The sequence below is a fragment of the Pseudomonas sp. PAMC 29040 genome (assembly GCF_003994535.1).
Lineage (GTDB): Bacteria > Pseudomonadota > Gammaproteobacteria > Pseudomonadales > Pseudomonadaceae > Aquipseudomonas > Aquipseudomonas paraversuta.
On sequence record NZ_RZAA01000017.1, the window covers coordinates 27,464 to 47,691 of the forward strand.

The following is a 20,228-nucleotide window of genomic DNA, read 5'->3' on the forward strand; positions in this document are numbered from 1 at the left end:
GACTGTCGATATCCCGCACCCATACAGCCGGGACAGGGCGACATAGCCACCACGGCCGGCGCTGTAGTCAGCACGCATAGCCTGTACCTGCTTGGTGGTCAGCTTGGCGTGCTGGTGACAGGCACCTACTCGGTGATTTGTATGGTTGCGGGTAATCATTTCGGGGCAGTCTCGGTCCGGGGCCGCTTCTCTTTGATTCCGGCACTATCTACTGGCGCCAGCGTGGTGCCGGCGAATGCGGACATGGCACCGCTTTGGTATTCATGTGTGACCGGGATTGCGAACGGCTCTATCTGGTGCCATGTCCAGCGACCCTTAACGTCCCCTGTGAGCCAGTCAGCCCATGCCGGAGCATTTGCCCATACTGGGCGAGGCTTAACCTTTGATCGTGGCTTAGGCGCGGCAGGAGGGGCTTTAGCGATCTTGCGAGGCGCCAGCTTCGGTAATGGCTTTAACCCTTGGGCAAGGGATGTGTCTTTCTCCCGCTCCCTCAGGCCTGCTTCAAATCTTCGCTCAACCATGGCCCCGCCAAGCCCATCCTCTGGACAGATGCCCCGGGCACAGTGCGGACATGTCGGAACCATTGTCTTGTGGCGCCATGCCTTTTCGACTTTTTTTGCTGCCACCAGGTGCAGGACGGTTCCGCGCTCGGCCTGCGCCAGCTCCAGGGTGCGATTCACCTTGCTGGCATGGTCTTTCCAATGTTCACGCAAAGCTGTCAAAGCCCAGTACGGGGATACATTCTGTTTACAGTCCCTGCAAGTGACTATTCCGCCCACATCGTCCATTTCCAGACGCTTGTGCATGCACCCTTCAATCTTGCGCTTGTAGTCGTTCTTAACTCGCGCAAGCCTTAGCTCGCCTATCTCTACGACGTTTTCTGTATCCGGCATGCCCTGGTACCTGACTGGCTATTTCTGGCTCCGGAGCACTATACAGATGCTTCTAAATTCCATACATCAATTTTATGTATTTATATTATTTAAGGCCAAAAAAACCCCGGCACCTGATACAGCCCGGGGCTATTTGTTGCGCATTACTCACTACACCTGCGTTGCTGCATTGAAGTAACGCACGCGATCCTCAGCTGTCTTGCGCGCATCGTCCTGCAGAGTCACGCGCTCGGTTTCAGTGATTGCGTCTACGTCATATAACGCCTCTGCGTAGGCTCTAGCGTGTTCCTCGGCGCGGTCAATGTATGGCCGGTTTGCTTTGGCGATGGCCAGAACCTTGCGGCGGGCTTGATTCAGGTACAGCAGTTTTTCATTGCGGGTATAGGCAGGCATGGCGGTTCCCTACAGTGGTATGAGCTACATTAAGGCTGCTGGCGGGGCCACCTGCAAGGTAACTGACTGTTGTAGCGTTAAGGCGCTTTAACTCTTTAGCTTCTTGGCGCCATTTACCTGCGGGGCTCATTGCCAGTCTTTCGAAGCCTGCTAACCAGGTCCTCGATCTGCTCACGCATGTAACCCATATTGGTTTGAGCCGCGATTAGCTCCGTCTCAAGCTGGATGTTACGCCAGCGTATTTTCTGATAGATGTCGACCATGCGTTCAACACTGGAACGCTCAGGCTCATCGAAGCATCCCACGCCTACGCGACTCTCAAGTCGAGCCAGAATATCCGCAGGAATTTGAACCTCTTCGTCAGAAGCAAACCAAGACATAACGGTCACCAAATAACTGTACAAAAGCACAGTATTCAGATTCCGTATGATCTTGCCTACCCTCTGCCACTACTTACTGATTAACGGCTCTGAGCACGTCATACCTGGGCACCAGCGCCCGGCGCGATCATGCCGGATTTGTCCTTATCAGAAAGATTCGACGGTATGGGGTACGCTCACATTCGGCAATTCAAACCGAACAACCACGCTGGCTGAGTCTTCATCGCGGAAAACCCGCACCGCCGCACGCCGAACGTCTTCCTGAGACGCCCCCATGAGTGCGTCAACATCCGCATACCCAACAATGTCCGGTACCTCAAGGTAGGTATAGGTCAGGTCGCCAGCAGCAAGCGCAGCGCTCTCAAACGCCACGAACTGCTTAACGTAGTCGTCCTGGTCTTTCGCCGTGTTTCTCAGCGTCACCATGTCAATAAACGACTTCTCGTTCTCCATTGAAATGATGTTGAAGTTCTTGGCCAGCGCGTCAGAAACTTTTGGGTACAGGCTCTGTTTGTAAGGGGCAATCAGCGCCACCATTACCAGCTTGTCTTCCCGGAAGAACAAAGCCGCCGTGAATTTTTCACCAACAAAGTTGAAATTGTCGGTGCACCGGCCCTTATATTCGCTATTGGAACAATCGTAGTAGCCGGCCGACTGGGTGTATTTTTCGATGGGGGTCCCGTAGGCGTAGTCCTTAAAAAGACTCACGCCAGCGGATGCGCTTTGAATACCGCCCAGCATGCTAAGGGCAGCGGTAAGCGCCAAGGGGATCAGCTTCTTAGAGTTCAAAAGGCGTTCTCTTTCGGTTTTAGTTTCCGTACGACTCCGCACGATACTATGAAAGAGATTCAACGGCCTCTATCTGGTGGCCCTATGTCGGTCAGCGCCAGTTGAGTCATTGACTCCTTAACGCCTAATCATTCATGGCTGTTTCCACGCCAGCTTCTCGCATGTCAGCAATGCCGCAGCATGCCGGGCACCGCGCTCAGTTTTGTATGCCCGTGGCAACTCGTAGTAGCACTTAAACCCCGTGCGATCGGATGCGCTATCGAGCATGAAGACACCACCCCACTCCGAAATATATAACTCGACACCTTTTTTATCCTTTGTTTCGAGGATTAACGTCTCTTTGCCAATATCGACTGTTACAGGATTGGTGGGGGTGGCTTGAGATTCCCGTGGGGCAACCGCCGGGGTGACGGCGTAACCTTGCGCCAGTGCTGACTGTAGCCGTGAAATAAGCCCCTCCACGTCGTCACGATCCCACACAGCGAAAAGCTGATCAGCATCAAACAGACCGTCACGGCACTGCGTATTGAAGTGTAGGGCGAAAGGAGTGCCCTCAATCTCAGCCAAATCCATGATGCCGTCACGCTCAAACGATCCACTGCAATCCACCTCATCGGTAAGGCTCGTATAGCGAAAGTCGAACAGCTCGCCCTCAGACCCGATGGACTCAGCTTTCACCATGGGCTCCCTGATGACGCTCGGGTCGTACTTGGCGAATATCGTACCCTCAGGCATGGCCAGGAACGTCTTACGATCAACGATTCTCATAATTTCCTCACCTTGATACCTGCCTTCTCGCATTCCTGGACAAAAACCGCCTGCAACTCTCTGACGATATGAGCCTGGTACCCGTCGAACGCTGGCAGATCCACCATTTCAGGCCCAGGCATCGCAGCAAGCGCCTCATTGATCGATTTTATGTCCCTTTCTATCGACGGCATCCAGTGGTGATTAGGGCAGTGCTTCGTGAGCAGGTAGCGCGTACTGGCTAACGTGAGCTTCGCAGACTCCAAAGCCCGGCGCGAGATTGGCGCGGGCGCTTGGGTATCAGGGAGCGGCGCCCACCCCATCGGATCAACGGCGCCGGTAGAGCGGGTTTTCTCATCACCACACCAGCGCTGAAACTTGCCATCCACAAACCAGCACTCCAGCCACTGGCTACCGACTACTTGATATTCTCGCAGCTTGCATTCGAAAAGACTGGCCTTGTTCTTGATCAGAATACGAGTGCCATCCCGTGGCGCCGTCTCCATGCTCTGCATTTCAGCCTGCTCGCTTATGGGTGGTACGAATGGCGCAGCAATGATCCCGAATCTATCCGCACCACTGGCACCAGGGCCAGCAGGATGCGCATAGAGCCAGGCCTCTCTGGCTTCCTCAACGCGTGTCCACTCATCAGGTGGTGCGCCATCGTCCGGCCACGCAGGTCTAGCCCGCTGATAATCCTCCAAGTTGCTCCGGAAAGCCTCAGCCTCAGCCTGGCCACCGAAGCCCTTAATGATATCAGGCTGTTCGTAATCAACCTCAAGAGTGACCAGGTAGCACTGGGGCAAAGTGTTTGTCTCTTTCTGCTCACTCATCGACTGCGCCCTCTGCCTGCACGGGCAAAGCCAGCGGGGCGGGCAGTTTGAGCGCATCGTCTATTTGCCAAGTTGAATAACCAGCCTTCTCTAGTGCGGGCTGACATTCACGCAACAAACCCTCCAGCTCATTTACCCGCTGGTCTACGCTGGTCTGGCGCTGCTGTAGGGCGTCATAACGATCACCTAGCTTGTTGAATTCTTCTCGCTTATCAGACAGCGATTCCCGCAGCGCCGCGTTTTCAGCCATACGGTGCTCTTTAGATTCTATAGTTCGGCCAAGCTCAAGCCGTAGCGCAGCCTCACTCCGTTGCAGCTTTTCCAATTCAAGGTTGAAGGTGTTCGCGTCATCATCGCGGTCAACTCTCAATTGAGCCTCGCGGGCCACCGCAGCGTCGTAATGCACCACCGACACATAATTCACGTCGTGCTCTTTTCCGCCGGCAAACCGCAGTTGGGCGATTGAAAAACGTTTTACGGCGCTCATAGGTGCAACCTCGTTTTGATATCGGCGCACTGGTCAGCGCTGAGCTTGTTGTGGGCCATGGCTTCGCGTAGGAGAGTTTGCGCGGCCGACAGATACTTCTTACTGCCGGCGTCCGCAAAACGCTCCACGATGCGCTCAAGCTCGCCACGGGATGCGAAGGTGATGCCGTTCGACTCCCATGGGAAAGCGCGGTTCGTGGAGGCGACCATTAGTCCTTGGCTCGCTTGAGCTGGTTAACGAGCTGGGTAGGAAGGCCCCGCAAGGTCAACGTACCGCCCTCTTCGTCATACTCGACCTTAGACCCAAGCATGTGGGCCTCAAAGCTGATCGACAGGCCGTCAATGCGCCCAGTGAAGCGGCGGAACTGGTTGATAGTGCGTTTGTCCGCTGGAATCTCAGCCGACAGGCCGTAGTCCTTGTTGCGAATGTGATCTAAGAACGCTCGCGGGCTTTCCTCATCGATCAGGCCTGAAAGCTCTTCAAGGCCCATAGGCTCGCCAATTTTGTTTTGGCTGGTGGCGTAATCGATCAGGGTTTTGGTGCGCAAACGGGCTGACTCTTCTGGCAGATCCTCGCTTTCCACAAAGTCGCTGAACGCCTTGAGTAGCGTGCGGGTTTCGCCCGGGCCGTCGACACCCTCCTGGCACCCGATGAAGTCACGGAAGTAATCCGTAGCCTTGCGCCCGTTCTTGCCCTTGATAAATGAAATGTACTGCTTGGACTGCTTGTTGCTCTTCCACTCGGACAGGTTGATTCGTGCAGCCAGGTGCAACTTACTCAGGTCCAGGTGACGCGACGGGGTTACGTCCAGGCTTTCGGTGACGGTGACGCTATCACGTTGGTGCAACAGGGCGATGGCCAAGTAATCCGTCAGGCCCTGCTGATAGTGCGCAAACAGCACATGGCCACCCACGGACAGATTGGACTCTTCCATCAGCTTTGTAAGGTGCTCCACCGCTTCACGGCTGAATGCGGCGAAGTCGTCGGCGCCGGCCAGGTACTTGTCCAGCCACCCACTGAATGGAAATGCGCCAGACTCAGCATGGAAAAAACCCCACGACTTGCCAGCCTTCGCGTTGTAGCTCTCGTTAAGGTCCCACAACAGGTTTTCAGTAGCCGACGACTCTGGCAACTCGGTATCGCGGATATGCAGGATCGCAGGGGTACCATCTGGCTTCTTGTCGATCTGGTGCATGGTCATGTGGCGAACTGGCATGTAAATCTCCATTGCGCGGCAGGCCATAGGCTGGCCAACCGCATCATTTTTAGTAATTTGGGATTAGGCGAGGGCAGTTTTGGGTTGGGCCCCGGCCTGACGGCGCAGGTACTCGACTGCCATCACCACCGGGAAGATTGCGAACAACCCGCTGTCGCACATTTCATCTTTGTAGAGACGCAAGGAACACTCTTCCAAGTAGCACCAGCCGCCGCGCTTTCCGTTACCGGGCTGGAACCCGTAGAAGGAAACCAGCCCGTCTTCCGTCAGACGAAAATGAGATACGTGGCGTGCTGTCTCCAGCATGCGTTCAAGGTCCGGTAGGTGATCAAGGCTCAACTCTCCCGGAAGCGCTCGGTCTTCACCGATCAGGATTGGAGGCAGACGGCCTTCCATTTGGCATTTCCAGCGAACCCAGGTGTGCGATTTGACCGGACCGTTGTCGTTAGGGATGTGGGCGCGGAGCTGCTGCTCTCGGCCACTTGGTGCCCGATACTTCGGCTGTTTTATCGGGGCCGGCTTTTTGGGACGCGGTACCAGTTTTGCCGGGTCAATCGCGGAGGTGGCGATGGTCACCGGCTTCGGCTTTGGGAGCTGGATAGGATCGACCGCCAGCGCCAGCTCTTGTATCGGCGGGACTGTCTTCGCTGGAATAGGCAGCGACTGCGGACGGGGTTGGGGCTTCAACAATTCAGGACGTTCTTCAAGCTCACACACGTCAGCCCCATCGTCGCTGTAAACAACTGAGCCAATGGTGCGGCCAAGATCCTGCTGATCCTCAACCCATTGCACCAGCGCCAGCCCGCGAGCCAACAACAGGTTCAGGTTTTTGTGGCCGCATTGGCTCAACAACAGGTTTACGCGCTCTTGGCTTGCATCGGACATGCTGAACATGATGTCGTGACGAACTGGGCCGTTTGGCTGGCTCATGATTCACCCTCTCGGTATGCCGTCTTGAGGAATCGCTCCACGGAATCCGTCACAGACCCCTGTTCAACATACCGGCCACCTTCCACGATCAACGGCTGGCAACGCTTCAACAGTCGCTCGGCTTGCCGTAGACGCTCTGTCGTCTCGGCCGCTTGCCTTTCTATGTCTTCGGATGTCGCAGGGAGGGGGCGAACGTGCACCGACTCCGCCCCCTTAAGAATCATGCGAATCAGATTGCGGCGGGCGCCTTGCTCTGACTTCAAACACGGCATTTCTGGAACTAGGGCCTTAATGTCGTTGTACAGACCCTCCAGTAGTTCGCGAGTAATCAGCAGGTAGCTAGCCATTGGCGCGCTCCCGGCCTTGGGCCTGCATTGCATAGTCGTTCATGGGGTGAATCCTTTTCTCTGGCGGAGTAGAAGCATAATTACATAAAAGCGCTAATGTGTCATTAGCGTTTTGACGCTATAACGCTTTGCAGTTATCCCCGCGCTGTCTTAGCCTTCGCTGCACCAACCCTCAAACGAAAACGGCAAAGCGTTTTGGCGCTCTGCCGTTAAAGATTCGTTCACCGGTTTGGACAGTTATGGCGCGTTGCTACCGCCACACTTAGGACAGTCCTGGAAGCGCTGATCTTCCGAAATAAAAACGCCACAGTGGTCGCAGCGGTCGCGCTGGGCCCGATACTTCGTGGGCTTGGCCAGCATAATCCCAGTGCCGCGCAACGATTCCTTATGCTTTACATTGCTGGTGGCCACCACCTTGCGTGACAGCCCGTCAGCCATTGTCTTGGGAATGGCTATCAGGCCATTCGGTGCGCCACCACCTCCAGGTCCTGCCACACACCCGTCGTACACCTGCGCATCGGCCAGGTTGGAACTGTGCATACCGTCAAGGGTCAACCACACCAGATCGTTTCCGTTCCACGCGCCCTCAACGTACAGATACACCTGCTCAGCACCATCCAGCCTTGCTACCACTTCATCCTGATTCACGTTCTGGCAATCCACGGCCAGTGTGTGACGATCCATCAGGTATTCAAGCGGCCAAGGTAGGTCAGACTCCCGGCTTTCGTTCTGACTGGTCGCCTTCTCTCTTGTGTAACGCTGTGCCGCGTCCAGGTTCGTCGTGTAACCGGCGCCATCCTTTGCCCAGAACATCAGGCGGTCACCGGTATTGCTCCGGCTGTCTTGCAATACAAACTCACTCACAGAAATCTCCCCTGCGTTCCCATTGGTGCCTGGCCAGTCGCGGCTAGTTGTTCGCCGGCATGCGCAGCCCCTTGCTGCAGTAGGTCATTCGGCACTTCAAAGAATTGGAGCCGGCCACGGTAAGGAATGAAAGCCATCGGCTTCGGGTCGCGCAGAACAAAGCCCTTTTGCCCCATGTACCAGGGTGAGTCGTGACTGTTCACGCTATCTACCAGCTCTACCGACCCAATGACCCCCATGCGCTCCAGATCCTCGAAGCGCGGGACATCCATAACGCCAATAGACCGTGCATAGCGATAGGCAAATGCGTATTCATCCTTTGTCATCCCTTTGGAGGCATGCACCAGGAAGCGCCCGCGCAGCTTCGTATGCCAACTGCGGTTTTCGATGTCCTTGCCGCCGTGGATGATCAGCCATGCCCATGGCTGCTTAATGCTGAGGGCTTTCATGGCTTCACCCGATCAGCGCTGGGTGCAGGCATGTAGGAGCCGCTTGGGCCGCGCCACACGCCATGTCGATCTACGGTGCAGGTACGCCAACTGCCAGCAACGCCGTACTGGGGGGCAAACCAAACTTGATGAGAAGTCATTCCGGCGCACCAGCACCAGCAGGCCCAGCCTTTGAAGCCAGATAGGCCAGAGCGTTTCGGAACTGCTCGACATACTGCTCTTGCGTGCTACCCCAGCAGCTCATCAAACATTCATCGTCCGGATCGCTACCTGCATCCTCGGGCTCATCGCTGGGCTCGCCCGGGACCATGAAAAATTCGCGCTCGATGGCGTGCAAGTACTCAGAAAAACGCTTCATGTTCTGAAAGTTGGCCAGCAGCACGGACACGTCATGGCTGTAGTGCAAGCCAATCAAGTCGTAGACCTTTCGCAATGCTGCGTCGGCACCCTGAGATTTAGGAGCCTCGTGGTAGAGCGGGCCTTGCTCTTCGATCCACTTCTGAACCTCCCCGCCAGACCACATTTTTCGAAGCATGGTAGGGAACCGGAGTTGTACCGCTGCGCCTTGATGCTGCAAGACCCGGCTGGGGTATAGCGTGCGAATTTCGTATTCCGCCGGCTGTGCCCTGCAAAACTCAAGAGACTCGCCGCTAATGTCTTCCCAGCAAATAGAGCCAGGGGAACGAACCAGATGGACCGGCACGTTTTGACCATCGACCTCTTTGGCGCGCTCACGTCGAATCTGAGCCACGATATCGCAGAGGCTGGCCTGTTGTGCGGCGCCAGCCTCACCATTCAGCAATACGTCCAGCTCACGAACCAGCCGGTTGTGGTCTGCCAGTACATCAGCATCATTGAATGCTTTTCTGTCGTTGTTCATGGCTCGATCCCGTAGATGTCCTTAAGAGGTGTTTCACCGTGCTGGCGGCAAAGCCAGACGATTGGGTCCAGCTTGTGGAACGGCACCTGAAAGCCTGTCCCTGCCAGCAGTGCAGATTCATCACACATGTCCTTGTAGCGGTGTGTGACCAGCGCCCAGCCTGCTAACAGGGTCTTGCACAGCTTGTCGAAATAGCTATCCGACACCACTGGTGCATCGAGCTTGTAGTAGCGGATGCTGTGCTCCAGGTACTCGCCATATACCGCGTTGAGCGCTCGGCTTTCATCGCTGGATACCGGCGCCATAACTACCGACATCGGTGCCTCTGCTTGCATAGCAAACATGTCGTGCTGTTCCTCGGTGCGATTACTCATTGCCAGCACTAGACACTAAGGCGTTATAGCGCTTTTGAGTTTCGGCGCTTTGCGACCTGTGCGCGGCAGCGGCTGCAAGCTCGCTCATCGACGGAGGGCTGAAAGAAGACGACAGCTCAGCGGTACGGACCTGGCGCCGCCGGCTGCATCGTTCGTGGCTGCCTTTGCTACGAGCGTTCCCACACTCATCACACATGGATTTCATGGCGAGGTGGCCAAACTGCTTAGGTCCAAGGTGAATACTCATGCTGCACTCTCCAGCGACGTTGCTACGTTGATAATCGGTAGCTGCTGAGCAGCTTCTCGGCACCGGCGCATTTGCTCAGGCGCATAGCCCCAAATGTTCCCCTCGCCCTGCAGGCGATCGATCCCGAGATAGGCCGGATCAATACGCTGACCGCGCATCACGTAGTCCCGCATTTTCAGCACAAGATCGCGCAATGTGCCGCCATGGCTAAAGCCCCGCCATTTGCTTGCCGCCTTGGCTTCAATCGTTGCGCCACTCTCATCATGGAGGTACACGCGGCGGTCAAAGCTCAGACTGGCCACACTGTCGAGCTGGCGGCTGTAGAAGAAGCACCGGCCATAACTTGAAATGACCTGAATCAGCCGGTTGGCGTACTCACAGCGCAATAGCCGGGCGAACTGGCTACAGCCGTGATCAACCATGCCGGTTTCCAGCATGGTAGCCACCAGCTTTTCGCAAAGCTCTATTCGGGCAGCATCTAAATCTACACTCCCGGTACCACTCACCAGCAGCTCAGCAACCGTGCATGTCGGTAGGTGCTTGGCGATTAGCCGCATTTGGTCGATACCAGTGCACAAGCGCGCATCGAACTCGATACGTGGGTTTCCAATCATGGCTCCAGCCCAGTCTGGCTTCCCCACAGATGAGGCAAGGGGTTGAAGATTCATATCAGTGAACCTCTGGATGGATTGAGCGCCCCGCGTAGGGCTCCAAGCGCTTGGCGATCATTGCGGCTACTTGAACAAGGCCAGCCCGAGCGCTTATGGGCGCCTTACCAATGACGCTATTCCCCTCAAGTGATTCGACCAGCAGCGCTATGGTGGCCGGGCTTGGGGTAATAGCTTTCCCTGAATGCAGATCCTCAGTCAGGGCGCGGGCAGTATCTGCCCAACGCTCCAGGTCGAAGTCTGCGGGCGGGTTGATGTCGTACAGGTCGGCCAAAATTTCAGGACAGGCCAGGAAGCGCATACGGTGCGCTAATAGGTCCGCCGACATCCGGCTGAACATGAGAGGAAGGATGGGCATTGGGTTTTTCTCTGGCGTTTTGGTGAAGACGCAATATTATCACTATGCCCTGAATTATCTAAGCTATTTATTGAATAAAACTTATGTATTGAGTACGGGGATGGTTTTTTATCCCCGTACATAGCTGCACTGCCTACCCTGAATATCAGGTAGATAGCATTCCGTGTTAAGCCATGCCTGTATGGCCTAAACCAGCTACACCACGATCTGAGTCAGTGGTAAAGGCTTCCACTTCGACCATTTCAGCACTGTAAAACGATGGAGAAACCCGGGTGATAATCACCAATTGTGCGATTCTATCCCCCGCCAAAAACGATACAGTTTCGTCTCCGTGGTTGATCAGGATCACCTTTGCCTCTCCTTGATAGCCGCCATCGACTAGCCCGGCCAGCGTATCGATGCCGTACTGTTCAGCCAGACCGCTACGGGGCCAGATTTGTGCGCCTTGATCATTCAGGAACTCATAGGCAAAGCCTGTCGGGATCGTTACACGCTTACCAGGCTCCAGTGTTACAGCAACAGCAGCTCGCAGGTCATAGCCGAAGTCGCGGGCCTTGGCGCGTACTGGCAGCGGCAGCGTGTGGGAGCCGATACGTTTGATATTCATTGCTGATTGCCCTTGTTCACTCGCTACAGCGCTTTCGGTTTAGCGATTCAAATTTGATCAGGTTGGTGCATCCGCATCGGCAAACCTTGGTACTCATCAGGCAGCGTTGTATTGTTTGCTTTCGCCCCACTTGGCCAGCAGGGCATACACGCCAGCCGGTACCGCGCGGCCCGAGGTTTCCACCAGCTGCACACAAATCTCTACCAGCTCGATTTCCCGGGCGTACGCCTTGATAAACTGGGCTTTATTGCCGTGTACTGCCAGCATGTCAGGCCGTGGGCCATACCCTTGCTGGTGGTGGCCAGCACACAGCGGCAGCACGTAGAAATGGGCGTGGGGCTTGGTGCGGCCGTCGCAGTGGTGAATCGAAACGTGGGCCTGCTCGGTAAAGTCCCGATGGTTCCCGTCTAACATGCAGCACACACATCCCACGATGTCAGCTACGTCGTTAAACCACTGGTTTTGGGCCTTGTTGGGGTTTTTACCTGAATGACGCATGGTTGTTTTCTCTCTGGCGATTGAGTGTTTGGTGTTACGGATGAATCAATTGCTCGTGTTGCCCCGGCGCCCTTTGAGGACGCTCAGAGCTTCATTGCCCTTGGCTGCTGACGACGGCATGTTTTGAGTGATTGGCGCTGCTGTGGGCACTGATACGCTGGCGCTCTCCGCCGCCCTAAGGGCTGCTACTGCCCTGTCCGCCCGCTTTTTGCTTTGCTCGGCCAGAACGGCCTTGCCGGCATACGCCTCGCAATTCTTCAAAAAGACTGTGACGGGGTGGAGCTTGTCGATCAGAGCGGTACCTGTTTCGTTTTTGACGTAGTGGGTAGCAGCGTCTGGCGCAGCGTCTTGGATGCGTGCGACTGCCCTGCCCATGATTCCGCCCACGGTGGCGTTGTAGACCGGCCAAATCTTGTACCGCTCTCGAAAGGCCACGGCGTACGCCCGCCAAGCTGCAAATATCTTGCTGCCTGGGTTGCTTGGGTACTCGTTTGGGTAATCAGGGGGCAGAGTAGGATCGATATCGAGGGGCAAATCCTGACCCTGCTTTTCGTCTTCGGGGTCAGTGATAGGTTTTAATGCTTTTTCAGTACTAGTTGAACTTTCAGTACTAGTTAAAGCTCCCGGGTTTGCCGGGTTCGGCGGCACCGTGCCCGGCGAATCCGTAAGCGGCGGGGGTGTTCTCACCGTGTCCGGCGAATCCGTAAACGGTTGATCTGGCCCAGGTTCCAGACTTGCAATATATGCACTTCCTGCCTCTAAATCAGGGACCTCAGACACTTCATAGTCGACACCCTTGAACGCTCCACCTATCCGTTTAAACGAGCTATACACATAGCCGGCCATGCGCAGCTCTTTGAGGATTGAATACACCTTGTCGCGGCCAGCAGCCTTACCAAAGCAATTCTGCGTTCGATCAATGAGGCGCTTTACGTTCGCATTCCAGTTGTCCGGCTTTTGCAGCAGGTAGACCAGCAGGCCACGCGCCTCCCACGAAAGTCGGTCATCTTCGATGGTGGCTGTAGGCAAAACGTAGAATTGAGTTTTTCGTGCGGCGCGAATGATGCTCATCGAGCACCCCCTGATAATTGGATGCTGATGGCAAGGCGAAATGCGGACACAAACGGGCACTGAGGATCACAGTCAAAAGACCGGCTCAGTGAAGCTCCGTTAGGGTGTTTGTGAAAGACGCGGAAAAGTTTGCATATCCCGAGCCTGTGATATACTCGGGGCGTCAACAAAGTAGATCCCCTTGTCGCCATCTTCCGATAGCGCGGGGTAAGCAAGGAATGCTTTTGGATTGGTAAGGTTGTTGTGTCATTTGCTACGTCAAAAAGAACCTATTGCCTTGGTCGGTGTACGGTTCTTTTTTTTCGTCTCCAATTCGGCGTTTCGGGCGAATCCCCTAAATGCGGAGTGCTGTATACCATAGCTCAACAAGAGCGCCAAATTCTTGATGCTCCCTATACATCCTTGACTACCCTATCTTTTTCCCCTCAAGGTCGGCCAACACCTGCGCGTATAGCGGTATTCCCTTGGTGGTTTCTGCCAATTTCTCCATGGCTTTTTCTCGTGCATCGGGCTTGCCCTTATTGGCACTGCTAAGCGCCTCGGCCCCGATTCTGGCTAATGCACTTAGTCCATCTTCTTTCTTTGGCTTAAGCGCTGCGATCACTTCCAGGTAGAGGGTTTTAGATACCCCTCGGTAGCCTCCGGCAGCCCCCATAACCTGCGTGATTTTGTTTTTACTGCGCTTCATCCACTGCTGATCAAGGTCGTATTTCGCCAGCTTGCGTACCAGGCGCACCCCGCGTGCTAACGATGCTCGCAACTCACGGGCCGGTAACGGCTGATCAAAGAAGCCAAAAGGAATGCCAATCTCGTACTCCAGACGGCGGGCCAGCTTTTCAGTGACGCCATTCCGGCCATTGCAAGCCACGCTGATCTGATTCGATAGGATATGCAGCTCCTTTTCCGGCAGGTGCCGGAAAAGGTCCAGGCGCACGCCATCGGTTCTCAGGTCGACGTACATGTAAAGTCGGCGCTGGCGCTCCAGGTAACTGGCCTGCACCGCCTCTTCGGCAGTCACTGCCCCCTCAAACACTTCCAGATTCATCGTAGCTACAGCCCCATTTTAGGTTGATATCAATAGATACTAACCTCATAGATACATAAAAGCGCTGTTTTAAATGTCTGGAAGGCATTATCGTATGCGCATATGCGGGTGCAGTTCCCGAAAAATGTATAGGGATGGATTGGGAGAGGTCTTTTATGGCTCGCGGAGTCAACAAAGTGATACTGGTCGGTACGTGCGGCCAAGATCCACAGGTTAACTATCTGCCCAACGGTAACGCAGTCACTAACCTGAGCCTGGCTACCAGCGAGCAGTGGACCGATAAGCAGACCGGCCAGAAAGTCGAGAAGACGGAATGGCACCGGGTATCGATGTTCGGGAAGGTCGCAGAAATTGCCGGCGAGTACTTGCGCAAAGGTTCGCAGGTTTACATCGAAGGGAAGCTACAAACCCGCGAATGGGAAAAAGACGGAATCAAGCGTTTTACCACTGAAATCGTCGTGGATATGAAGGGAGTCATGCAGCTACTCGGTGGCCGGGCTGACCAGCAAGGCCAGCAACAACAGCAGCAGCATCCGGCACGCCAAGCACCGGCACAGCGCCAGCAGCCACCACAGAATCAGCAGCGCGCAGCAGGCCCGCAAGGCGGCGCAACTCCAGATCAGGATGAGTTCGCAGACGATATCCCATTCGCGCCCATGCACCACCTGCAAGGCGCCTAAATCACCGTGGGCCACGAGCCCACGCTTACCTGTACACGCTAAGGACACTCATGTTTTTCAAGAATCTGCTGGTCTACCGCCTCACCCAACCATTGGCTATGGATGTTGAGGCGCTGCAATTGGCGCTTGCTACCAAACCTGCCCGGGAGCCCGACTCTCAAGAGCTGGCCACCTACGGGTTTATCGCCCCCTATGGCAAGGGTGAAGACGCGCCGCTGGTATATGAGCGCAATGGCTACTTGTTGGTCGCTAGCCGCAAGGCAACACGCCAGCTTCCGGCCAGCGTAGTACGCGAAGCCGTGGTGGCCAAGGTAGAAGAAATCGAAGCCCAGCAGATGCGCAAGGTCTACAAAAAAGAGCGTGATCAGATCAAGGACGAAATCATTCAGGCGTTAATGCCTCATGCGTTCGTTCGCAGATCCGGAACATTCGCCGCAATTGACCTCAAGGCCGGCTTAATTCTGGTCAATACGTCCAGCGCCAACACTGCCGAGGACTTGTTGTCGACCTTGCGCGAGGTGATCGGAACGCTGCCCGTGCGCCCGGTTGCAGTGAAAATCGCTCCAAGTGCCAGCATGACGGACTGGTTAAAAACCGATAAAGCCCCGTCAGGCTTCTTTTTGCTCGACAGCGCCCTACTGCGAGATACCCACGAGGACGGCGGGACTATAACCGCACGCGGGCAGGATCTGACCAGCGACGAAATCAAGCTGCACCTGAGCACCGGCAAGGTCGTTACCCAGTTATCCATGGCCTACCAGGACAAACTGTCATTCGTGCTCAACGACAAGCTGACGATCAGCCGCTTGCGCTTTGAAAATGTCTTGAAGGACCAGGCCGACACGGACGGTGGCGATGAGGCCGACGGTCAGTTTGCATCCAGCTTTGTTCTGATGATGCTGACCTTAGACACGTTCTTGGTCTCCCTTCTGGAAGCCTTGGGCGGCGAGGAAGTGCCGCAAGGGATTTAACCCAAAAAGCAGACGAAAAAAAGCCGCGTAGACCCTAGAGCCTACGCGGCTTCTTCCCACTTTAATGGCCAGAGAAAAGTGGCCGCATTATTCAGCGTCCACCCTCGATAAGCAAGGATCAGACCCGCTATGCGCATAGTGTTTAACGGGAAACATACCGTTTTCAAAGGCCGGACACCTAAAAAACCAGTCCAGTGGCGTGGAACCGTTACGGTGAGCGGCCCAATAGGTGACGCCATAGAGGCGCCATGGCAAACCCACAACGGTCAACCGCTGACCTATCACGAAGCCAGGGATGCAATTTGGATGGTCTGCCGCAAGGCTGAGGAATCATATTTTGAGGGCTTCAAAAGCCAAGCGGATCACGTCACGTTCGTACTTGAATGCCGATGAACTACTTAACCCGCACTAATGATGGAAGTACCGATTTTTCGTTACAGAAAATGATATTTTCGCCTCAAATTAGCGCCAAAGTTCAAAGCGGGACGGCCAACTTGATTATCGTCCCTGTAGATCCTCAGCCAGTTATTAACCACCAGGAACTTGCCGCTATAGGGATAAGTGTCGACGACGCTTATGCCCTGATGCGCGCTGTTCGGGTCGCCTTTCAAATCGGTCTTATTGGCCGCGATATCGCCCCCATTCAAAAGGGCAACGCTTTCGAGCTACTGCAAGAACTCCCCCCTCAGAAGCTGGCCAGGTTCGGTACCGGCCGCGTCCAAAACGTGAGAATTACCCGCCTTGAAAGCCTTTGTAAGCATGACTCTAAGGCGGCTGGTTACACGACTTTAGTCGAATTCCAATCGTATTGGGCGAGCAATTTTCCAAATACGCCAGCAGAAACCAACCCGTGGTGCTGGCTCATTCAGTTTGAATTCAAAGGGTAACTTATGACATCCATTGCCTTGTTCGTCCTATGTATAGCGCTGACGTTCATCTACCGCGCCCTCCACCCAGCTCTCCACGAGGAACCCAAATTGGCCAAGCGTTTCCGTGTGGGCGTCGGCGCAATCATCATGGTTCTTAGCGTGACTACCGGCTACCTCTTCCCGGTCGAGGTCGGGAACGCATTGCATCGCCAGCAGCAATACCAATCTGAGTTACAAAGCCAGAGAGCTGAGCGCAAAATGACCTCAGAACAGAGGCATGCCACTCGTATGATTGAAATATTTGGTAACACAGAGCGGTATCTGACGTATTTATCCGCAAAAAAAATCTGAAATAAGCCCTTCTGATTCTACCGTTTATCTGAAACACCCCCCTCCCCCTAGATAACCCCGCCGCCCGCGCACGTCGACCTTTCAAGGTCATATGTGGGGCACGGTGTGGGTTAGATCATGCCTCAATACCTCAAAACGCCAGCCCGCCTAGGGTTTACGCCCACGTGTTCGGGGATACCATATCCCCAGTACTTGCGGCACTATCCGCGCCGTTTTCGGTCATACCCCCCATTGATTTTTAAACTGTCTAGCCCGATAAAGCCGAAAACCACGCCACCAAACTAGAACGCTGCAGATGCAAATTACAAAATCGCGCATAAAAGGTAATACACAACATGGCTCTCACCCAGAAAGCTGCTCAGAACATCACTCTGCCTGCGACATACCAGGATAAAAATGGATTAGCACTCCGAGTGACGAAAACCGGCTCTAAATCCTGGATCTTTCGCTACCAGAAAGACGGGCGCCGTCACGATGCGGGCTTGGGTTCATTCCCACTCGTGTCGCTGGCGGATGCTCGTGCTGCCTGCCTGGAGCTACGGGTGCAGATCAATAGTGGAATTGACCCACTGGCTGAGAAGCACCAGAAAGCAAAGCAGACCATCACCTTTCAGGATGAAGCGTTAGAGCGAATCGAGCGCTACAAGCACGAATGGTCAGAAAAGCACGCGGCACAGTGGTTCAGCTCGCTCCGCGACCATGTATTCCCCAAAATTGGCCTGATGCCCGTAAGCGAGGTAGACACTGATGCGGTTATGTCTGTGCTTGAGCCTATTTGGCGTGAATTGCCAGAGTCGGCGCGCAGGGTGCGAAACCGCATAGAGTTGGTGCTCGACTTCGCAAAGACTCGCGGCAATCGAACCGGTGATAACCCGGCACGCTGGCGCGGACACCTACAAAATATTCTGCCTGGCGCAACACCTGAAACGACACACCTTGAGTCTATGCCCTACTCCCGGTTGCCTGCCTTTATGGAGAAATTGGAGGGTGATATCACTCGAGCCGCACGCTGCCTACAATTCGTAATATTGACAGCTTGCCGCAGCGGCGAAGCCATGGGTGCAAGGTGGGATGAAATCGACTTTGAAACCAGGACCTGGAGTATTCCAGCTGAGCGCATGAAAAACCGTCAGCCCCATCAGATCCCCTTAAGTGATGCGGCCATGGCGGTCCTAAAGGATGTTCACACAAGAGGCAGAAGCGATTTAATTTTCCCGAACAAATCGCTTAAGGGCGTCATGGCGAACAATTCGATGCGGCGAGTCCTGACCCGCTATGAAGAGACTGCTACCCCGCACGGGTTCCGCACAACCTTCCGTATGTGGGCAGCCGAAAAAACCAAGTTCCCTGATGAGATATGCGAGGTAGCTCTTTCACATACTGTCGGCAACGCCACGACTCGCTCCTACAATCGCGGCAACCTACTTGAGCGCCGGCGCCCACTGATGGACAGATGGGCTAATTTCGTTATGGAGCGCATTAATCCGCCGAAAACCAAGGAAAAACGCTTATCTTCCGATAAACAGGCTGCCACTCATATATGAAAAACACCGGTTGCTTTTTAGAGTTTGGCTTTCAGTTTATGACCTGCTTCGTATGGCGAATACATTTGCGTGCGGCTCACTGGCAGGCTGTTACAGCAGCCAATAATTTGATTTCGTAGGCCTGGCGTTGGAGACGTTCAGCCAGCAAGGCTCGCACCTTTGCCTCAAGGGGGTCGGTCTTTTTCAAGCTGTCTGTTGCAAAGACAGGTACCTCCACGTTTTTCGTGCGGCATGGAACCTGTACCGGAATTTCGACACGCACGGTACGGAGTTCAGGTGATTGTACGGCGCAACCCGCCAGCGCCAGCATGGCAAGCCCTACAAAAACTTGAACCCTCATAGACCCAACTCCAGGTCAATCACCGTCGTGGCCGCTACACACTGGTCGCCGCCGATCCGCTCAGTCAGTACGCGGATCGCCTTACTTTCATAGGGCTGGGCCTGAGTTCGGGCTTCTGCCTGAGCCTCTTTTGCTGCTTGCTCCCGGGCATCGGCCTGGCGCCTCAGATCCCCCAACTTCACGCCCTGTTCTGTGGTCAGAGCCACACAGTTATCACGTTCGTCGGCAACGCTGGTCAGGCTTTTTTGGGCGTCATCAAGTAGAGGTCGGTAGTGACCACCAGATAGCCACATACCTCCAGCGCCGCCGATCATCAATGTGATGATCGTTCCCCGAATGTCATCCGTGATACTCACGGGACGTTCTTGAAAAAAACGTGATGGCCCAACTTAAGAGTCTGCTTGGCCTTTGCCGCCCAGGCTGGGGGCTTCGGCATAGTAGTCGCGTAATAGTGGGTGGCGCCATTTGTTGGGTCTGGTACCGAACCTTTCACCACCGCCATGGCCACCGCATGCGCCTTCTTGTACTCGCCTGCAGGGATTGGCTTCGCACCCCGCAGATAAGGCGAGTTCGGATCGTTTGCATTCCAGCAACTGAACTGCCAAGGCTTTTGGCACACACCTGCATAGCCTTCGCCCCACCAGGAGTTTTTTTTGCCATCGAACACCCGATTGCGGATGGTCCACGCGCACGCTTCCATTCCGGCCTGGCTCTCCCCGCGAGCCTCGCCCCACAGAGTGCGCGCCAGAATGTCGATGTCCGCTGAGCTGGCTGCGGATAATGAATTAGGCTGCATCGGGCTCTTCCTCTTGGATGGCTTTGCTGAGGTAATGAAGGCCCAGGTTGGCACCCTTCACCATGGCGGAAAGTACCCCGTAGATAACGGGATCAAACGGGGGGTTGTCGCTGTACAAGGTCATAATCCCCATCAGGGCATCGAGCCCCAACCCAATGGCGACAATTTTGGTGTTGTGGGGCTTGAGCTTCTGCCGCAACCAGTTTTTAAAGGTCGTCGGCACCTGTGCCGGCGTATTACTTGCCATTTGCACGTTCCTTTTCAAACTGCTCGACCTTGAATTCAAGGCGAGAAGTTCGCTTCTCGACCGAGGTGTTATTGGTGCGCAGTTCGGCAGTTGTGGCTTCCAAAAGACGGACATCACGTTGCACCAGAGCCATGTTCTGCGTGCCTTGGTTTACTGTGTTTTGAATGTTGTCGAGCTTGGCGGTGATGCTGCTCCCGGTGCTGATGATCAGTCCCGCCGCAACAGCCTGCGCTACGCCTAAGCCCAGCTTGGCCAGCGGCGTATCCATAAAACGCTGAGCGTCAGCGGCCATATCGTTTACCCATCTGGTCATGGTTCATGCCCGATATTGTCTATGGCTTTATGCCAGCCATC

General features: G+C 55.0%; 30 protein-coding genes. 5 read left to right on the top strand and 25 right to left on the bottom strand.

Features of this window, described 5'->3' with window-relative positions; genetic code table 11:
- Nucleotides 1-155 precede the first annotated feature (155 nt).
- From WG29040_RS23260 to WG29040_RS23360, 20 genes are all read right to left on the bottom strand, one after another.
- On the bottom strand, nt 156-893 hold the full coding sequence (locus tag WG29040_RS23260; RefSeq protein ID WP_127196979.1) for a hypothetical protein: 738 nt from the start codon (nt 891-893) through the stop codon (nt 156-158).
- A 150-nt stretch (nt 894-1,043) separates the two neighbouring features.
- A complete protein-coding gene (locus WG29040_RS23265; protein ID WP_127196980.1) occupies nt 1,044-1,286 on the bottom strand; it encodes a hypothetical protein in 243 nt (80 codons plus the stop codon).
- Nucleotides 1,287-1,399: 113 nt separating this feature from the next.
- Nucleotides 1,400-1,666, bottom strand: a complete 267-nt coding sequence (locus WG29040_RS23270) for a hypothetical protein (protein ID WP_127196981.1) — start codon at nt 1,664-1,666, stop codon at nt 1,400-1,402.
- A gap of 147 nt (nt 1,667-1,813) precedes the next feature.
- Nucleotides 1,814-2,455, bottom strand: coding sequence for a hypothetical protein (locus WG29040_RS23275; protein WP_127196982.1), 642 nt, complete (start codon nt 2,453-2,455; stop codon nt 1,814-1,816).
- A gap of 132 nt (nt 2,456-2,587) precedes the next feature.
- A complete protein-coding gene (locus WG29040_RS23280; RefSeq protein WP_127196983.1) occupies nt 2,588-3,223 on the bottom strand; it encodes a hypothetical protein in 636 nt (211 codons plus the stop codon).
- A complete protein-coding gene (locus WG29040_RS23285) occupies nt 3,220-4,035 on the bottom strand; it encodes a hypothetical protein (RefSeq protein WP_127196984.1) in 816 nt (271 codons plus the stop codon). The genes WG29040_RS23280 and WG29040_RS23285 overlap by 4 nt, the downstream gene beginning before the upstream one ends.
- Nucleotides 4,028-4,522, bottom strand: a complete 495-nt coding sequence (locus WG29040_RS23290; protein WP_127196985.1) for a hypothetical protein — start codon at nt 4,520-4,522, stop codon at nt 4,028-4,030. The genes WG29040_RS23285 and WG29040_RS23290 overlap by 8 nt, the downstream gene beginning before the upstream one ends.
- On the bottom strand, nt 4,519-4,731 hold the full coding sequence (locus tag WG29040_RS23295) for a hypothetical protein (RefSeq protein WP_127196986.1): 213 nt from the start codon (nt 4,729-4,731) through the stop codon (nt 4,519-4,521). Before WG29040_RS23295 ends, WG29040_RS23290 begins: the two co-directional genes overlap by 4 nt.
- Nucleotides 4,731-5,738 (bottom strand): nucleoid-associated protein YejK, encoded by a 1,008-nt coding sequence (gene yejK / locus WG29040_RS23300; protein ID WP_127196987.1) that lies wholly within the window; start codon nt 5,736-5,738, stop codon nt 4,731-4,733. Before yejK ends, WG29040_RS23295 begins: the two co-directional genes overlap by 1 nt.
- A 63-nt stretch (nt 5,739-5,801) precedes the next feature.
- Nucleotides 5,802-6,668 (bottom strand): hypothetical protein, encoded by an 867-nt coding sequence (locus WG29040_RS23305; protein WP_127196988.1) that lies wholly within the window; start codon nt 6,666-6,668, stop codon nt 5,802-5,804.
- A gap of 584 nt (nt 6,669-7,252) precedes the next feature.
- A complete protein-coding gene (locus WG29040_RS23310; protein WP_127196989.1) occupies nt 7,253-7,879 on the bottom strand; it encodes a hypothetical protein in 627 nt (208 codons plus the stop codon).
- Entirely contained in the window at nt 7,876-8,328 is a 453-nt protein-coding gene (locus WG29040_RS23315; protein ID WP_127196990.1) for an ASCH domain-containing protein, read from the bottom strand. Before WG29040_RS23315 ends, WG29040_RS23310 begins: the two co-directional genes overlap by 4 nt.
- A 136-nt stretch (nt 8,329-8,464) precedes the next feature.
- Entirely contained in the window at nt 8,465-9,208 is a 744-nt protein-coding gene (locus WG29040_RS23320; protein WP_127196991.1) for a hypothetical protein, read from the bottom strand.
- A complete protein-coding gene (locus WG29040_RS23325; RefSeq protein ID WP_127196992.1) occupies nt 9,205-9,582 on the bottom strand; it encodes a hypothetical protein in 378 nt (125 codons plus the stop codon). The genes WG29040_RS23320 and WG29040_RS23325 overlap by 4 nt, the downstream gene beginning before the upstream one ends.
- A gap of 243 nt (nt 9,583-9,825) precedes the next feature.
- Complete coding sequence (locus WG29040_RS23335) at nt 9,826-10,497, bottom strand: hypothetical protein (RefSeq protein ID WP_127196994.1); 672 nt, start codon at nt 10,495-10,497, stop codon at nt 9,826-9,828.
- Between the two features lies 1 nt (nt 10,498).
- Complete coding sequence (locus tag WG29040_RS23340) at nt 10,499-10,855, bottom strand: hypothetical protein (RefSeq protein WP_127196995.1); 357 nt, start codon at nt 10,853-10,855, stop codon at nt 10,499-10,501.
- A gap of 166 nt (nt 10,856-11,021) precedes the next feature.
- A complete protein-coding gene (gene dut / locus WG29040_RS23345) occupies nt 11,022-11,462 on the bottom strand; it encodes a dUTP diphosphatase (protein ID WP_127196996.1) in 441 nt (146 codons plus the stop codon).
- A gap of 96 nt (nt 11,463-11,558) precedes the next feature.
- Nucleotides 11,559-11,960 carry a Ref family recombination enhancement nuclease gene (locus tag WG29040_RS23350; protein WP_127196997.1) on the bottom strand — a complete coding sequence of 134 codons (402 nt, stop codon included), beginning with the start codon at nt 11,958-11,960 and terminating at the stop codon, nt 11,559-11,561.
- A gap of 45 nt (nt 11,961-12,005) precedes the next feature.
- Nucleotides 12,006-13,031 carry a hypothetical protein gene (locus WG29040_RS23355; RefSeq protein WP_127196998.1) on the bottom strand — a complete coding sequence of 342 codons (1,026 nt, stop codon included), beginning with the start codon at nt 13,029-13,031 and terminating at the stop codon, nt 12,006-12,008.
- 406 nt (nt 13,032-13,437) lie between these two features.
- Entirely contained in the window at nt 13,438-14,076 is a 639-nt protein-coding gene (locus WG29040_RS23360; RefSeq protein WP_127196999.1) for a hypothetical protein, read from the bottom strand.
- 155 nt (nt 14,077-14,231) lie between these two features.
- On the opposite strand from WG29040_RS23360, the gene WG29040_RS23365 reads away from it, so the two are divergent.
- The 5 genes from WG29040_RS23365 (at nt 14,232) to WG29040_RS23385 (ending at nt 18,491) form a co-directional block, all read left to right on the top strand.
- Nucleotides 14,232-14,756 carry a single-stranded DNA-binding protein gene (locus tag WG29040_RS23365; RefSeq protein WP_127197000.1) on the top strand — a complete coding sequence of 175 codons (525 nt, stop codon included), beginning with the start codon at nt 14,232-14,234 and terminating at the stop codon, nt 14,754-14,756.
- A gap of 50 nt (nt 14,757-14,806) precedes the next feature.
- Nucleotides 14,807-15,727: a recombination-associated protein RdgC gene (gene rdgC / locus WG29040_RS23370; protein WP_127197001.1), complete on the top strand. Its 921-nt coding sequence runs from the start codon at nt 14,807-14,809 to the stop codon at nt 15,725-15,727.
- 389 nt (nt 15,728-16,116) lie between these two features.
- Nucleotides 16,117-16,614 carry a hypothetical protein gene (locus WG29040_RS23375; protein WP_127197002.1) on the top strand — a complete coding sequence of 166 codons (498 nt, stop codon included), beginning with the start codon at nt 16,117-16,119 and terminating at the stop codon, nt 16,612-16,614.
- Between the two features lie 90 nt (nt 16,615-16,704).
- Nucleotides 16,705-16,947: a hypothetical protein gene (locus tag WG29040_RS23380; RefSeq protein ID WP_127197003.1), complete on the top strand. Its 243-nt coding sequence runs from the start codon at nt 16,705-16,707 to the stop codon at nt 16,945-16,947.
- A 335-nt stretch (nt 16,948-17,282) separates the two neighbouring features.
- A complete protein-coding gene (locus tag WG29040_RS23385; protein ID WP_127197004.1) occupies nt 17,283-18,491 on the top strand; it encodes an integrase arm-type DNA-binding domain-containing protein in 1,209 nt (402 codons plus the stop codon).
- Between the two features lie 76 nt (nt 18,492-18,567).
- On the opposite strand, the gene WG29040_RS23390 is transcribed toward WG29040_RS23385, so the two are convergent.
- Genes WG29040_RS23390 through WG29040_RS23410 form a run of 5 tightly spaced genes read right to left on the bottom strand, consistent with a single transcriptional unit; the run spans nt 18,568 to nt 20,187 of the window.
- The gene (locus tag WG29040_RS23390; RefSeq protein WP_127197005.1) at nt 18,568-18,831 is read right to left on the bottom strand and encodes a hypothetical protein; all 264 of its coding nucleotides are present in this window, start codon (nt 18,829-18,831) and stop codon (nt 18,568-18,570) included.
- On the bottom strand, nt 18,828-19,187 hold the full coding sequence (locus WG29040_RS23395) for a hypothetical protein (RefSeq protein WP_256681569.1): 360 nt from the start codon (nt 19,185-19,187) through the stop codon (nt 18,828-18,830). Before WG29040_RS23395 ends, WG29040_RS23390 begins: the two co-directional genes overlap by 4 nt.
- Nucleotides 19,184-19,627 (bottom strand): cell wall hydrolase, encoded by a 444-nt coding sequence (locus WG29040_RS23400; protein ID WP_127197006.1) that lies wholly within the window; start codon nt 19,625-19,627, stop codon nt 19,184-19,186. The genes WG29040_RS23395 and WG29040_RS23400 overlap by 4 nt, the downstream gene beginning before the upstream one ends.
- The gene (locus tag WG29040_RS23405; RefSeq protein WP_127197007.1) at nt 19,617-19,874 is read right to left on the bottom strand and encodes a hypothetical protein; all 258 of its coding nucleotides are present in this window, start codon (nt 19,872-19,874) and stop codon (nt 19,617-19,619) included. Before WG29040_RS23405 ends, WG29040_RS23400 begins: the two co-directional genes overlap by 11 nt.
- Nucleotides 19,864-20,187, bottom strand: a complete 324-nt coding sequence (locus WG29040_RS23410; protein WP_127197008.1) for a hypothetical protein — start codon at nt 20,185-20,187, stop codon at nt 19,864-19,866. The genes WG29040_RS23405 and WG29040_RS23410 overlap by 11 nt, the downstream gene beginning before the upstream one ends.
- Nucleotides 20,188-20,228: the final 41 nt, after the last annotated feature.